Source organism: Mesorhizobium silamurunense (genome assembly GCF_014843825.1).
In the GTDB taxonomy this organism is placed as follows: domain Bacteria; phylum Pseudomonadota; class Alphaproteobacteria; order Rhizobiales; family Rhizobiaceae; genus Mesorhizobium; species Mesorhizobium silamurunense.
On the sequence record NZ_JHQR01000027.1, the window covers coordinates 1 to 14,815 of the forward strand.

The following is a 14,815-nucleotide window of genomic DNA, read 5'->3' on the forward strand; positions in this document are numbered from 1 at the left end:
AAGATGGCGAGCGACCGCCTGCTCGGCGTGCACGGCATCTACATCCAGCCGATCAACTATGCGACCGTGCCACGCGGCACCGAGCGGCTGCGCATCACGCCGACGCCGTTCCATTCGGACGCGCTGATCGCCGAACTGCAGGACGCGCTGGTCGAGACCTGGGACGCGCTCGGCATCCCCTATGCCGCCTCCGGGCGCCCTGCGGTGGCCAAGAGCGACCGCATCATTCCGCTGCTGGTGCCGAAGTCAGGCGGGTGAGAGCGGAATCTACCAGGCGGGCCACAAAGACCGCGTCGTCCGCGAAGTTTCGCGCTGATGCCAAGACGCTCGGATGGGAGTTGAGCTCTTGGTCCGAGCCGTTACTGGAGCCGAGTATCCGTCAGCGGCCGCCGAAGACTGCAACAGAAATATTGGCTCGTCGCCAAACTCTCGTGTCAGAAGCTTGGCATTTATGGGCAGATCGAAAACTTATCAGCAGAGCCAGTTACTTGAATAGTAGTCGTGATGGCCCTGGTGCGCGGACGTTCAGAAGCGGACTCGGGGCTCGCTGTATGCATCGACATGATCTGACCCAATGCGAAGTTCGACCTTCGGTGCACAGGCGACCGCGATCTGTCGCGAACGAATCGGACAACAACGCGACGCCTGACGGACGCTGCACCAAACTCGCCAGCATTCCAATCCAGCGCCATGCGGGCCGTCGCGGTACCCGCCGATTTTTAGACCGAAATGTTTCAACTTCGGTGCCGAGGGCGCTGCGGCGGCTGGAGTGAAACCCTACGCTTTTCGCGGTCTCGCATTGACGACTATGGAGGCCGAGCCAGGTTCGACGCGGCCCACAAGTCTGGCCGAGGGGTAACCTGCCGCGATAATCTTGTCGACGAGCGCCGCGGCGCTGTCCCCCTCGCAGGCAACCAACAACCCCCCCGAAGTCTGTGGATCGGTAAGAAGATGGCGTCGCCACTCCGGCATATCCGGCGGCAGGAGCACTGCATCGCCATAGCTCGACCAGTTGCGCCGCGACGCGCCGGTGACGAAACCGCGCTCCGCGAGCACTGCCGCTTCCTCAAAGACGGGAACGTCGTGGTCGCAAATGACGAACGTGCAGCCGGAGCCGCGCGCCATCTCAAGGGCGTGTCCGAGCAGGCCGAAGCCGGTCACATCGGTGATAGCGTGGACGCACGCATCCCGCGCGAGATCCGAACCAACCCGGTTGAGAAGGGTTGTCGAAGCGATCATCTCTTCGTAGCCGTCAGGCGACAACGTCTGCTTCTTGATGGCCGCTGAATAGACCCCGACGCCGAGCCCCTTGGTCAGGATCAGCGCATCTCCCGGCTGGGCTCCCGAATTGCGCCGGATGTCCGCTGGCCGGCAGGTGCCGATCACGGCAAGCCCGTAGATCGGCTCCGGTGAATCGATCGAATGGCCGCCCGCTATCGGTATCCCTGCCGAAGCGCAGATGTCGCGGCCGCCTTTCAGGATTTCCCGGACCATGTGCGTCGGCAATTTCTCGATCGGCATTCCGACGATTGCCAAGGCCATGATCGGCAGCCCGCCCATTGCATAGACGTCGGAGAGCGCATTGGCCGCGGCGATCCGGCCGAAATCGTATGGATCGTCCACCATCGGCATGAAGAAATCGGTGGTCGCAATCACGCAGGTCGTGTCGTCGATCTGCCAGACGGCGGCATCATCCCCGGTTTCGGTACCGACAAGGAGCTGCCTGAAGGGGCCAGGTTCCGCCTGCTCGGCAAGAAGCTGCTGGAGGACGGACGGCGCCAGCTTGCAACCACAACCGCCGCCATGAGCAAGGCTGGTCAGGCGCAGAGGAGCTTCGGTGATATCGCCCCGCAACGCGGGAGCCGTTTCCAAGACCACGCGATACTGTAGGACCACGTTCCGAAAAGCGTCAATCGCATTTTCCTGCGCGAAACATTTGCCGACTTCGATCTGCGCTCTAAGTGTTTGACATTGCGCCAATTCGGCTCAAAATGGCGTCAGTATTCCTTGGTTCTGGATGCCCCATGGGCATGGAATTCGGGAGGAAATCCAGATGAATGTTGAACTCTCACGGCGCGCGTTCCTGCAGGCGGCAGGCGCGGGTCTCGCCGGCACGGCGATCGGAGCCCTCGGCTTCGGCGACATCGAGGCCGCATACGCGGTGGCCATACGGCCCTTCAAGCTCGCAACCACGGTCGAGACGCGCAACACCTGCCCCTACTGCTCGGTGGCCTGCGGCATCATCATGTATTCGAAGGGCGATCTTAGAAAGGGCGAGCAGGCCGACATCACCCATATCGAGGGCGATACCGACCACCCGACCAATCGCGGCACCTTGTGCCCCAAGGGGTCGGCTTTGCTCGGCTTCGTGAAATCTCCGACCCGCCTGCAGCATCCGATGGTCCGCAAACCCGGGTCCGACAAGTTCGAGCCGATAAGCTGGGAAAACGCGCTTGGCCGCATCGCCCGCCTGATGAAGGACGATCGCGACAAGAACTTCGTCGCGAGGAACAATGACGGCGTGACGGTCAACCGGTGGATCACCACAGGCTTTCTCGCTGCCTCGGCTTCGACCAATGAAACCGCGTTCGCGACCTACAAGGTGGTGCGCAGCGCCGGAATGCTGGTGTTCGACAACCAGGCGCGTGTCTGACACGGCCCAACGGTGGCGAGTCTCGCCCCAACATTCGGCCGCGGCGCAATGACCAATTCCTGGACGGACATCAGGAATACGGATCTTGTTGTAATCATGGGCGGCAATGCCGCGGAAGCGCATCCTTGCGGCTTCAAATGGGTCACGGAAGCGAAGGCCAACCGCGGCGCCAAGCTTATCGTCATCGACCCGCGATTCACGCGCTCGGCTTCGGTGTCGGATCTTTACGCGCCGATCCGCCAGGGAACTGACATCGCCTTCCTGCTCGGCCTGATTAACTACTGCATCCAGAAAGACAAGGTGCAATGGGACTATGTGAAGGCGTTCACGAACGCGACCTATGTCGTCAAGCAGGGCTTCACATATCAGGACGGCCTCTTCTCCGGCTATGATGAGGCGAAGCGGGACTATGACAAATCCAGTTGGGATTATGACATAGGTCCGGATGGCTTTGCGGTTGTCGACGAGACACTGGCGAATCCCCGCTGCGTCTGGAATCTGCTCAAGAAGCATGTCGCGGTCTATACACCTGAGATGGTCGAGCGCATCTGCGGCACGCCCAAGGACCGCTTCCTGAAGGTAGCCGCGATGGTCGCGGAAACCTCTTCGCCGACCAAGGCGATGACGTCGATGTACGCGCTCGGCTGGACCCAACACTCGAAGGGCTCGCAGAACATCCGCGCCATGGCGATGCTGCAGCTTGTTCTCGGCAATATCGGGATACGCGGCGGTGGCATGAACGCGCTGCGCGGCCACTCCAACATCCAGGGGCTCACCGATCTCGGGCTGATGTCGAACCTGCTACCCGGCTATCTCACGCTGCCAACGCAGAAGGAGCCGGATCTGGCAGCCTACATGTCGACCCGCGGCTTCAAGCCGTTGCGGCCGAACCAGATGAGCTACTGGCAGAATTACAGAAAGTTCTTTGTCAGCTTCCAGAAGTCGATGTGGGGAAGCGCGGCGACCCCGCAGAACGACTTCGCCTATGACTATCTGCCGAAGCTCGACGTGCCGGGCTACGATCTGCTGCGCGCTTTCGAGCTGATGCACCAAGGCAAGATGAACGGCTATTTCTGCCAGGGCTTCAACCCGCTGCAGGCGGCCCCGAACAAGAAGAAGGTGATCGAATCCCTCTCGAAGCTCAAATTCCTCGTCATCATGGATCCATTGGACACGGAGACGGGGCGGTTCTGGGAGAACCATGGGCCGTACAACGATGTCGATCCGTCGCAGATCCAGACGGAGGTCTACCAGCTGCCTTCAACCTGCTTCGCCGAGGACGACGGCTCGCTGGTCAATTCCGGGCGCTGGCTGCAGTGGCATTGGGCCGGTGGCACGCCCCCCGGCGAAGCCAAGCGCGATACGTGGATCATGGCGCAGCTCTATCTGCGCCTGAAGGAGCTCTACACCAAGGAAGGCGGCGCCTTCCCCGATCCGATCGTCAAGCTCAACTGGCCTTATGCCGATCCCGGCGATCCGAAGGCCGAGGAGCTTGCCCAGGAGATCAACGGCAGGGCGCTTGCCAGGGTGACCGACACGGCCGACCCGACGAAGGTGCTGGCCGAGGCCGGCAAGCTGCTGCCGGCCTTTGCCGCGCTGCGTGACGACGGCTCGACCGCCTGCGGCTGCTGGATCTATTCCGGCTGCTTCAACGAGAACGGCAACAACATGGCCCGGCGCGATACGACCGATCCGGACGACGCCGGCTTCTATTCGAAATGGGCGTTCTCATGGCCCGCCAACCGCCGCATCCTCTACAACAGGGCGTCGGCTGACCTCACCGGAAAACCTTGGGATCCAAGCCGCAAAGTGATCGAATGGGATGGCGCCAAGTGGTCGGGTTACGACGTGCCCGACATTGTGCCTACTGCCAAGCCCGATCAGGTCGGTCCGTTCATCATGAACCCGGAAGGCGTCTCGCGTCTCTTTACCCGAGGCATGATGCGCGACGGACCATTCCCCGCGCACTACGAGCCGTTCGAGTCGCCGATCGTCAATCCGGTCGCGCCGAAAGTCCGCGGCAATCCGGCCGCTCGTGTATTCGAGGGCGACATGGCCCAGTTTGCCGAAGCGGCTTCCAAGGACTTCCCCTATGCGGCGACCTCCTACAGGCTGACCGAGCATTTCCACTTCTGGACCAAGCACGTCATCGTCAATGCGGTGATGCAGCCGGAATTCTTCGTGGAGATTTCGGAACAGCTGGCGGCCGAGAAGGGCATCACCAAGGGCGGCTGGGTCCGCGTCTGGTCGAAGCGCGGTTCGGTTGTGGCGAAGGCCATGGTGACCAAGCGGATCAAGCCGCTTACCTGCGATGGCAAGACCATTCACATCGTCGGGATTCCGCTGCACTGGGGCTTCACTGGAGCGGCGAAGAAAGGCTTCGGCCCGAACATGCTCACTCCCTTTGTCGGCGACGCCAATATCGAGACGCCCGAGTACAAGGCGTTCCTGGTCAATATCGAGCCCGCACCGGGCCCGGTGGCATAGGAGGGGCAAGCGATGTTTCCTCCTCTTCCCAATCCTTCGACGACGCAGACGGCGCCGCGTTTTTCCGAGAAGGACCTCATCCGCCGCTCGGCGTCGACCGTGCCTGCCCCCGAGCAGCAGTTGACGGAAGTCGCCAAGCTCATCGATGTCTCCAAATGCATCGGCTGCAAGGCGTGCCAGACGGCCTGCATCGAGTGGAACGACACGCACCCGGAGGTCGGCGTCTTCGCCGGTGCCTTCGAAAATCCTCCCGACCTGACGCCCGACATGTTCACGCTGATGCGCTACAGCGAATGGGACAACCCCGAAACCAACGAGCTCGAATGGCTGATCAGGAAGGACGGCTGCATGCACTGCGCCGCCCCCGGTTGCCTGAAGGCCTGTCCGGCGCCGGGCGCCATCGTGCAGTATTCGAACGGCATTGTCGATTTCGTCCACGAGAACTGCATCGGCTGCGGCTACTGCATCAAGGGGTGCCCGTTCAACATCCCGCGCATCTCCAAGGTCGACCACACGGCCTATAAATGCACGCTTTGCTCAGACCGCGTCGCGGTCGGCCAGGGCCCGGCCTGCGCCAAGGCCTGTCCAACTCAGGCGATCGTGTTCGGCACCAAGGATGAGATGAAGGGCTGGGCCGCAAAGCGTGTGGAGGATCTGAAGTCGCGCGGTTTCGCCAATGCCGGCCTCTATGATCCGCCGGGCGTCGGAGGAACGCATGTGATGTATGTGCTCCATCATGCCGACCAGCCGGAACTCTACTCGGGCCTGCCGAAGGACCCGAGGATCAGTCCGCTCGTGGAGGCGTGGAAAGGTGTGACCAAATATGCGGGCCTCACGGTCTTGGGCGTGGCAGCCGGCGTCGGCTTGCTCCATCATCTGATCATGGGACCGAACAGGGTAACCGAGGCGGATGAGGAGCACGCCGAAGAGTTGACGGAAGGCGACAGCCATGCCCGCCGATGACCTGAAGCCAAACGAACAGATACATCCCGGCAAGCCAGTTATCGTGGACCGCTACACAGTCGGGGCGCGGATCAACCACTGGATCACGGCGGCTAGCCTGATCCTGCTCGCCCTGTCCGGCCTCGCGATGTTTCACCCGAGCCTGTTCTTCCTGTCGCGCCTTTTCGGCGGGGGTCAATTCACGCGCTTCATCCATCCATGGATCGGCGTCGTGCTCTTCTTCAGCTTCCTTGGGCTTTTCCTTCGGTTCTGGAAGGCCAACCTGTGGAGACGCGATGACGGAACGTGGCTCGCGCGTTTCCGTGACGTGTTGGCCAATCACGAGGACAATGTCCCCGAGGTCGGCAAGTACAATGCCGGCCAGAAACTCGTCTTCTGGTCAATGTCGGTGTTGATTGTGATCCTGATCTCCAGCGGACTGGTGGCATGGGATCAATATTTCTCCCAGTATACGACAATCGATCAGAAGCGCGTGGCCATACTTGTCCACTCCATCGCTGCGGTGGTGATCATCGGCGTCTGGATCGTCCATTTCTACTCGGCCATTTGGGTGCGTGGCACCATTTCCGCCATGACCCGCGGACGGGTGACTGGCGGTTGGGCCTGGCGGCATCATCGCAAATGGCTGCGGGAGCTCGTCACCAGATCGAGCAAGGGAACGGGATCGTCGGGGTCGAAGCCCGCCGAATAGAGCGGGTGCTGGCGGGATGACTTTTGCGCCCTAGTTTTTGTGTTTGCGCATGATTGTGTGCGCCGGTCAGGCACCACGTGGCCCGTGCGGTTCGTGAGGTTCGAATGCCAAGACAGATCATTTCGGCCGGTTCCGACCCCACCGCCATTGGCGAAGTCTCCGCTCCTCCTTTTGCCCGCCTTCCTGAGCCTATGCTTCTGTTCTGTCGCCGCGCTGAGCGGTGGAACGCGCTGGCGGCAGGCCATGACCTGGGTCCCTATCTTCGCTTTCTTGCCGCTCTCGCCGATGTCCAGCACCGCATCCAGGAAGGCTTGGCGGAGCCGGAGATGCCTGATGCCGCAGCACGCGAGCGTGCGCGCAGCTTTGGAATGCCGCCGCTCGACCGCGGCAACCTCGCGCTCGACAGGGCCGCCGAAACACTCGACCGCCTGGTCGTCGCGGCGTCGGAGATCAAGAAGACGGTCGCCGCGACCGATGCGCTGGACCGTTTGAAGCAGGCTACTCCGGCGAAGCGCGCTGGCATGGTGCGCAATGTGCTCGCCGACGCGATTCCGATGGAGGCGCTCGCCGAGCACATCTACGTCGCGGCCGCGCTGCAGGTTCACTTCGCCCGTCTCGCCGCCCGCCTCGATGCCCGCGCGCTGGTGCCGGTAGGCGACGGCGCATGTCCCGCCTGCGGCAGCCCGCCGACATCCTCGATCATCGTCGGCTGGCAGGGCGCGCACGGGGCGCGGTTCTGCGCGTGCTCGCTGTGCGGCACTTTGTGGAACTACGTGCGCATCAAATGCACGCTGTGCGGCTCGACCAAGGGCATCGGCTACCAGGAGATCGACGGCGGGCCGGGCACGGTGAAGGCCGAGACCTGCGATTCCTGCGGCTGCTATGTGAAGGTCCTCCATCAGCATAAGGATCCCGGCCTCGATCCTGTCGCCGATGACGTGGCGACGCTTGGGCTCGACATCCTCGTCCGCGAAGGCGGCTATCGCCGTGGATCCTTCAACCCTTTCCTGATCGGCTATTGAGGGCGCGATGACTAGTCTGCCTACAAGCCGCCTGCGCGATCTCCCGTCAGTCGATCGCGTGCTCAAGTCTCCGCTCGCAGCCGCAACGGTCGAGCGCTTCGGGCAGCAGGCCGCGACGCGCGCCATCCGGGAAGCGCTCGAAGAAGCACGGGCGGCCTGCCGTACCGGGGCCGCAGTGCCTGAGCCGAGCGACCTCGCCGCCGACGCGCTCGTCCGCCTCAAGGCCGCGGAGCGCCCATCGCTGCGCCCGGTTTTCAACCTGACCGGCACTGTGCTGCACACCAATCTCGGCCGTGCGCTCATCGCGAGCGAGGCGTTAGAGGCGATGTGCGCTGCCATGGGCGAAGCGGTGGCGCTCGAATTCAACATCGGGACAGGCAGACGCGGCGAACGTGACGATCACCTGCGGATGCTCATATGCGAGCTCACGGGGGCCGAGGACGTGACCGTCGTCAACAACAACGCCGCCGCAGTCCTTCTCGTTCTCAACACGCTCTCGCTTGGCCGCGAGGCCGTCGTGTCGCGCGGCGAATTGATCGAGATCGGCGGCTCTTTCCGCATGCCGGACATCATGACCCGCGCGGGCGCGAAACTCGTTGAGGTCGGCACCACCAACCGCACGCATCCCAAAGATTATCTGTCGGCCATCGGTCCGGCGACCGGGCTTCTTTTCAAGGTGCATACGTCCAACTACCGGATCGATGGCTTCACGGCGGAGGTCTCGGCGCGCGAGCTTTCGGTGATCGCCAGGGAGCGTGGTGTGCCTCTCATCCACGATCTCGGCTCCGGCACGCTCATCGATCTCACACAATACGGACTCACGCACGAGCCTACCGTGGGCGAGGCGATTGCGGACGGCGCCGATCTCGTCACCTTCTCTGGCGATAAGCTCCTCGGAGGGCCGCAGGCGGGTTTCATCGTCGGCCGGAAGGATCTTCTTGCCGAGATCAACCGAAATCCGATGAAGAGGGCGCTTCGCCTCGATAAGCTCCGGCTGGCCGCGCTGGAGGCGACGCTGAAACTCTACCGCAATCCGGATCGTCTGGTGGAACGTTTGCCGACCCTGAGGCTGCTCGCGCGCCCCGCTGTCGATATTGTCGCGCAGGCCCGGCGTCTCGCTCCCGTCCTTTCCAACGTTCTCGGCGATGAATTTGCAGTGGACGTCGCGGACTGCCGCAGCCAGGTCGGATCGGGCGCAATGCCGCTCGACACTGTGCCGAGCGCCGGGCTTGCCATCAGCCACCAATCAGGAAGCGGTCAGGCCCTGGAAGCGCTCGCGGCAGCATTGAGGGCGCTGCCCGTTCCGGTGATCGGGCGCATCGAAAAGCATGCGCTCATGCTCGATCTGCGCTGCCTCGAGGACGAGGCCGGCTTGGCGGCCAATCTTGCGAGCTTCTCTCCAGGAGGCAGTGGTGCGGTGGCTTGATCGTCTCGCGCACAAGCAGTCCCGGACATCCGTGGCTGACCAGTTAGCCGTCGCCCTCAACGCTGCCAAGCGCGGCGACTACGCCACGGCGCTCGGCATCTGGGAGCCGCTGGCGCGGTCTGGATCGGCTCGCGCCCAAAACAACGTCGGCGCCTGCTTCGCCGAGGGGCTCGGCGTCGAGCGTGACGGCAATCTCGCCTTCCGCTGGCTGGCGCTCGCCGCCGAAGCCGGCGATCCGGTCGGGCAGCGGAACCTCGCCTCCCTCTGTTTCCGTGGCGAAGGCGTCGAACAGAATTACCGCCGCGCGGCCGAACTCTATCTGGTCGCGGCCGAACAAGGCGACGGACCGGCGCAGGACATGTTGAGCTGGATGCTGCTCGAGGGTGAGGTGATCGAGCCTAACATTGCCGAAGCGCGACGCTGGGCGCTGGCCGCCGCCAAGCAAGGAATCGCATCGGCGATGACCCGTGTCGGCATGCTCTATCACAATGCACTCGGCGTATCGCGCGATCCCGGCGAAGCGGTCCGATGGTGGCGCAAGGCCTCGTTGCTCGGCGATACGGACGGTCAGGCCATGCTCGGCGCTGCCTACCATCTCGGGGCGGGCGTTCCCGCCGACGCTGTCGAAGCCTACGCCTGGCTCCTGCGCGCGCAAGCAGGCGGTAGCGTCCTCGCAGGCCGGTATATGCAGGCGGCACGCGCTGCGCTCACCGCGGACGAAATCGCCGAGGCCGAGCGCCGCGCCACGACGTCGCTCGAGGAGCCTATGCCATGATCGTCGGGACGGCTGGACATGTCGACCACGGCAAGACGGCGCTGGTGCATGCGCTGACCGGCGTCGACACGGATCGGCTCCAGGAAGAGAAGGCGCGAGGCATGACGATCGATCTTGGCTTCGCCTATCTTCCGACGCCGAGCGGGGACATCGTCGGTTTCGTCGACGTTCCTGGCCATGAGCGCTTCGTGCATACCATGATCGCCGGCGCCAGCGGCATCGATCTCGTGCTGCTGGTCGTGGCGGCCGACGACGGCGTCATGCCGCAGACGCGTGAACATCTGGCGATCATCGATCTCCTTGGCATCAAGCGCGGTCTGATTGTGCTCTCGAAGTCCGACCTGGCCGAATCCGATCGTCGCGCTGCCGTTGCAGCGGACATCCGCTCCGCGCTCGCGGATACCGCTCTCGCCGAGGCCGAATTGATTCCGGTCTCAACCGCCACCGGCGAAGGCATCGACGATCTCCGACGCCGGCTATTCGAGGAGGCGCGGCGATTTGTCAGTCGCGCGGCTTCGGGCCGCTTCAGATTGGCGGCGGATCGCTGCTTCACGCTGCATGGAATCGGCACGGTCGTGACTGGTACCGTCCTTTCAGGTTCCGTCGGCATCGGTGACAAGGTTGCGGTGAGCCCATCGGGGCTGGAAGCGAAAGTGCGCTCGATCCACGCCCAGAACCGGGCGGCCGAACGCGGCAAGGCCGGCGACCGCTGCGCGCTCAACCTAACGGGCGAAGACATCCACAAGGCAGCAATCCGCCGCGGTGACGTCGTCCTCGATCCAGAACTTCATGCACCCACGGATCGGATCGACGCGGAGCTGCGTGTTTTATCGGGAGAGCACAAGTCGATCGGTCAATGGTTTCCGGTACGGCTCCATCATGTTGCCGCCGAGGTCGGAGCCAGGATTGTGCTTCTCGGCGACGACCCGATCGCGCCCGGCGGCATTGCCAAGGTTCAATTGGTTCTGGAGAGCCCGATCGCGGCCGCCGCCGGCGACGCCTATGTGGTTCGAGACACCTCGGCACAGCGGACCATCGGCGGCGGGCGCTTCATTGATTTGAGGGCGCCGAGCCGCAAGCGTCGTGGCCCTGAACGGTTGGCTAGGCTCGATGCATATGCAATCCCCTCCCCCGAGAAGGCCGTAGCAGCGCTTCTCGAGGCTCCTCCCCACTACCTGGACCTAGGCGTGTTCGCGCGCGATAGAGCGCTTGGCGCCGGCGAGACCGCACGTCTGATCGAGCGTCTCGGCCTCTTCGATATTCCCGCCGATCGGACACGCTTTGCAGTATCGTCAACATGCTGGGCGCAGCTCAAACGGGACCTGATCGCGACCCTGGAGACCTTTCACGCCAGCAATCCGGATGTGCCGGGCATTGCAGCGGAAAGGTTGCGCCTTCAGCTCGATCCGCGTCTCCCGGCTCCCCCATTTGCCGCCCTTCTGCGCAGCCTGGCTCGAAGCGGCGAGCTTGGCCTTGACGGCGCCTGGGTGCGGCTTCCGGGCCACGAGGTCCATCTCGCGCCAAGGGAAGAGGCGCTTTGGCTGCAGATCAAGCCGCTGATAAGTGGTTTTGAGCGATTGCATCCGCCGCGGGTGCGCGATATCGCCGGTGCGTTGGCCAGACCGGAAACGGAAATCCGCCGGATTCTGAAGCTCACCGGCCGCATTGGGAAAGTGCATGAGATCGCGCACGATCACTTTTTCCTGCGCTCGGCGCTGGCCGAGATCGTTGAAATCGCCCGTGATCTAGCCGGCGAGCTTGACGGGCAGTTCAGCGCTGCCCGGTTTCGCGACCGGGCGGGTTGCGGGCGCAAGGTCGCCATTAATATTCTCGAATTTCTGGATCGGCACGGCGTCACCTTGCGGCGCGGCGATCTGCGACGCCTCAACAGCCAACGGCTGGATCTGTTTCGCAACGCAGACGATAATGAGTCGCAGACTGTAAAGACTTCTGGAGGAGCAGCGTCCCCGGTGGGGCGTCCGGACTTCAAATCCGGGAGGGGCCGCGAGACGGTCCTTGGTGGGTTCGACTCCCACTCTCTTCCGCCATCCGGTTGAAGACGCGACAATGGTGACGGCCCCTTTCCTGCATGAACTGAAAGCTGCGGCCGAGGCTGCCAAGACTGCCGAGGGACACTTCCGGCGGGATGCCGCCGTGCGGATTGCGACGCTTGAGCAGGAACGCGCATTCGCTTTCAGGCGCTTCAACCTCATGCAGGCGATCGCCGAGGCCATCGCTTCGGCGGAAAGCGAGGAGGTAGCCGTAGCGGGCGCCTTCGCCGTCCTGAGCATGCGTCTCGGCTGGACTTCGGACAGCGAGCCGCGCTCCGAAGTGACTACACGTTTCGCCCCGGTTGCGCTGGCGGTGTTCCGCGCTTCCAAATCGGGAAAGGACGGACCTGCAACGGACCTCCACGACGCCCTCGCGGATTTCGAGAATTGGTACGCCGAAACGCGAGGATCTCCGTTCTGGACACTATTCGAGCACCAGATGCCGGACACGCCTGTCGTCGATTTTTGAAACAAGCGGTCCCCAGCGCATTGCAGCACCCGCAATGCTGAGGACGGCTTCGGTCGACTTGCGCGGTCGCATTGGCAACTCGGACTGCCGCAATGGAGCGTCTCCAACCCGGCGACGCAACGCCGCGATCTCGTCGGCAATCGTTGCCGGGGTCTGTGCCGGGCTCCTCTTCGGTCGCGACGAGCGATCCGCATGCCGGCAGGTCCTTGCGACAGGAAACGCTCGACCCAGCGCGCCACGATCTTCGCCGTCACGCCATAGGTCCGCGCCGCAGCGGCTTTGGAAAGACGCCCTTCAACAACCGCGCGGGCCATCTCCTCTCGAGGCAACGGCGTCAAACGGGCATTCTTGTGGATGTTCATTCGGCCCTCCGGGAACCACTGAAGCTTTGACAACCTCAGCTTTCCCGGCCCGGGCCGAATGGACAACCTCCTGAAAGCTCACAGCTAGAGCGGGGCAAGGCGCAGTTTGTCCCGCGCGATCTTCCAAGCGGATTCGACATGCCGGCGCGCCGCCGCCTCCGCCTCCTCCGGCTTGCGCGCCCGGATCGCGTCCATGATCGCGTTCATCTCGGCGATCGCCGGCTCGCGCCGGTTCGCCGAGGCGATCGTCATCGAGCGCAGCTGGTTGATGCGCACATTCAGCCCACTGACGATCTCCCAGGCGACGCGCTTGTCAGCGGCCTCGAAAAGCGCTTCGTAGAACCCTGTCGTCGCCCGCATCACAGCCGGCGGCTTGCCTGAGGCCCAGGCCTCAAAAAGGGCCCCCAGCGCAGCCTCGAGGACAGCCAGTTGCGCGTCAGTCGCGGACATGGCACAGGCCCGCGCGGCGATCCCTTCGAGCAGGGCCCTGAGCTCATAGATCTCGTCGGTGCGGCCGAGATCCGGCTTGGCCACCGCCGGACCATGTCCGGGGACCATCTGCACGAGGCCCTCAGCCTCCAATTGCCGCAGAACCTCGCGCACAACCGAGCGGCTGACGCCAAGCTGGTCGCAAAGCGGCCGCTCCACCAGCCTTTCGCCCGGCTGGAAATGAAAATCCATGATGGCCTCGCGCATGCGTTCGAGAGCCAATGTTCTCAACGTCTTGGCGCTGCGATCGATGCGAAGCGTATCGTCCGGCATGTGCTTGCTCCCTGCGCCGCAACGAAAACAGATTCCATGGCCGGTTGACAAGGTATTTGGCGCTCCATAGTATGGTATACCATAAGACGATGCAGGAAATGACGTTTTTCTCGAGTGTCGCCCGACAGAGGTTTCATGCAGCCAGCCATTCGTAAGATCGTCACCTACAGCGAGAACACGCTGATCGAAGGCGGCAAGGTAGCACCCAGGCCGCTGCGTCTGATCGGCGTCGCCGCCGTGCTGACGAACCCCTGGGCGGGTCGCGGCTTCACCGAGGATCTTTCGCCCGAGATCCGCGCCTATGCGCCGGTGCTCGGAGAGATGCTGACGCACGAGATCATCGCCGCCGCCGGTTCGGCTGAGGCTATCGAAGGATACGGCAAGGCCGCGATATGCGGCACGTCTGGAGAAATCGAGCACGCATCGGCGCTGATCCACACGCTGCATTTCGGCAACCATTATCGCCGCGCCGTCGGCGCCAAGACTTATCTCGCCTTCACCAATCTGCGCGGCGGACCGAACACGCCGATCATGATCCCGCTGATGGACAAGAACGATGAAGGCCGCCGCTCGCACTATCTGACCGTGCATTTCCAGATCGGCGACGCGCCGGCGCCGGACGAGCTGGTCGTGGCGCTTGGCGCTTCCATCGGCGGCCGTCCGCATCACAGGATCGGCGACCGCTACCAGGACCTCAAGGAAGTGGGCGACCTGCATGGCTGACGCGGTCGCATATGGATGGATCCGGGCCGCCGCGCCCGACGGCACCAGCTTCATCCGCGCCGGATCGGGCGCGCCGGTGCTGTTCATCCACGGCGTCGGCATGAACGCGGCGATCTGGCAGCCGCAGATCGAAAGGATGGCCGATCTGTGGGACGTCATCGCCATCGACATGCTCGGTCACGGCCTGTCGCCGCTGCCGCCGCAGGCGCCGGAGCTGGCCGACTACGCCCGGCAGGCGATCCGGCTGCTCGATCATCTCGGCCTCGATCGTGTGTCCGTCGTCGGCCACTCGATGGGCGCGCTCATCGCGCAGGAACTCGCTCTGTCGGCGCCGGAGCGTATCCGCCGCGTCGTTTCGCTGAACGCCGTGTTCCGGCGTTCGCCTGAACTCGCCGAAGCCGTGCGCCAGCGTGCCGCCGCCCTCACCGGCC

At 63.6% G+C, this 14,815-nt stretch carries 11 protein-coding genes, 1 tRNA gene and 3 pseudogenes; 12 read left to right on the forward strand and 3 right to left on the reverse strand.

The genetic code is table 11. From position 1 onward, the window contains the following. Positions 1–258, forward strand: a pseudogene (locus tag DH10_RS02825) (5-aminolevulinate synthase); the annotation flags it as partial. 519 nt (positions 259–777) lie between these two features. Here the strand turns inward: DH10_RS02825 and selD are convergent. Next, entirely contained in the window at positions 778–1,842 is a 1,065-nt protein-coding gene (gene selD, locus DH10_RS02830; protein WP_192255665.1) for a selenide, water dikinase SelD, read from the reverse strand. A gap of 211 nt (positions 1,843–2,053) precedes the next feature. On the opposite strand from selD, the gene fdnG reads away from it, so the two are divergent. The 9 genes and pseudogenes from fdnG (at position 2,054) to DH10_RS02875 (ending at position 12,537) form a co-directional block, all read left to right on the forward strand. Further along, entirely contained in the window at positions 2,054–5,140 is a 3,087-nt protein-coding gene (gene fdnG / locus DH10_RS02835; protein WP_192255559.1) for a formate dehydrogenase-N subunit alpha, read from the forward strand. 12 nt (positions 5,141–5,152) lie between these two features. Next, the gene (gene fdxH, locus DH10_RS02840) at positions 5,153–6,103 is read left to right on the forward strand and encodes a formate dehydrogenase subunit beta (protein WP_192384169.1); all 951 of its coding nucleotides are present in this window, start codon (positions 5,153–5,155) and stop codon (positions 6,101–6,103) included. Then, a complete protein-coding gene (locus DH10_RS02845; RefSeq protein WP_192255563.1) occupies positions 6,090–6,794 on the forward strand; it encodes a formate dehydrogenase subunit gamma in 705 nt (234 codons plus the stop codon). Before fdxH ends, DH10_RS02845 begins: the two co-directional genes overlap by 14 nt. 104 nt (positions 6,795–6,898) lie before the next feature. Continuing rightward, the gene (gene fdhE / locus DH10_RS02850) at positions 6,899–7,816 is read left to right on the forward strand and encodes a formate dehydrogenase accessory protein FdhE (protein ID WP_192255565.1); all 918 of its coding nucleotides are present in this window, start codon (positions 6,899–6,901) and stop codon (positions 7,814–7,816) included. 7 nt (positions 7,817–7,823) lie between these two features. After that, the gene (selA, locus tag DH10_RS02855) at positions 7,824–9,242 is read left to right on the forward strand and encodes an L-seryl-tRNA(Sec) selenium transferase (RefSeq protein WP_192255567.1); all 1,419 of its coding nucleotides are present in this window, start codon (positions 7,824–7,826) and stop codon (positions 9,240–9,242) included. Further along, positions 9,229–10,017 carry a tetratricopeptide repeat protein gene (locus DH10_RS02860; protein WP_192255569.1) on the forward strand — a complete coding sequence of 263 codons (789 nt, stop codon included), beginning with the start codon at positions 9,229–9,231 and terminating at the stop codon, positions 10,015–10,017. The genes selA and DH10_RS02860 overlap by 14 nt, the downstream gene beginning before the upstream one ends. Next, a pseudogene (gene selB / locus DH10_RS02865) lies at positions 10,014–11,843 on the forward strand (selenocysteine-specific translation elongation factor); the annotation flags it as partial. The gene DH10_RS02860 and the pseudogene selB, both read left to right, overlap by 4 nt. 126 nt (positions 11,844–11,969) lie before the next feature. After that, positions 11,970–12,065: transfer RNA gene (locus DH10_RS02870), tRNA-Sec, on the forward strand. A gap of 19 nt (positions 12,066–12,084) precedes the next feature. Further along, positions 12,085–12,537, forward strand: coding sequence for a hypothetical protein (locus tag DH10_RS02875; RefSeq protein ID WP_192255571.1), 453 nt, complete (start codon positions 12,085–12,087; stop codon positions 12,535–12,537). 108 nt (positions 12,538–12,645) lie between these two features. Here the strand turns inward: DH10_RS02875 and DH10_RS02880 are convergent. Together DH10_RS02880 and DH10_RS02885 are read right to left on the reverse strand one after the other, a co-directional pair. Continuing rightward, positions 12,646–12,899 (reverse strand): annotated as a pseudogene (locus DH10_RS02880) (leucine zipper domain-containing protein); the annotation flags it as partial. 84 nt (positions 12,900–12,983) lie between these two features. Then, complete coding sequence (locus DH10_RS02885) at positions 12,984–13,661, reverse strand: GntR family transcriptional regulator (RefSeq protein ID WP_192255573.1); 678 nt, start codon at positions 13,659–13,661, stop codon at positions 12,984–12,986. A gap of 135 nt (positions 13,662–13,796) precedes the next feature. Between DH10_RS02885 and DH10_RS02890 the strand changes: the two genes are divergently transcribed. After that, complete coding sequence (locus DH10_RS02890) at positions 13,797–14,384, forward strand: amino acid synthesis family protein (RefSeq protein ID WP_192255575.1); 588 nt, start codon at positions 13,797–13,799, stop codon at positions 14,382–14,384. Beyond that, positions 14,377–14,815 (forward strand): alpha/beta fold hydrolase (locus DH10_RS02895; protein ID WP_192384170.1); only part of this gene is annotated, 439 nt, incomplete at its 3' end. The genes DH10_RS02890 and DH10_RS02895, both read left to right, overlap by 8 nt.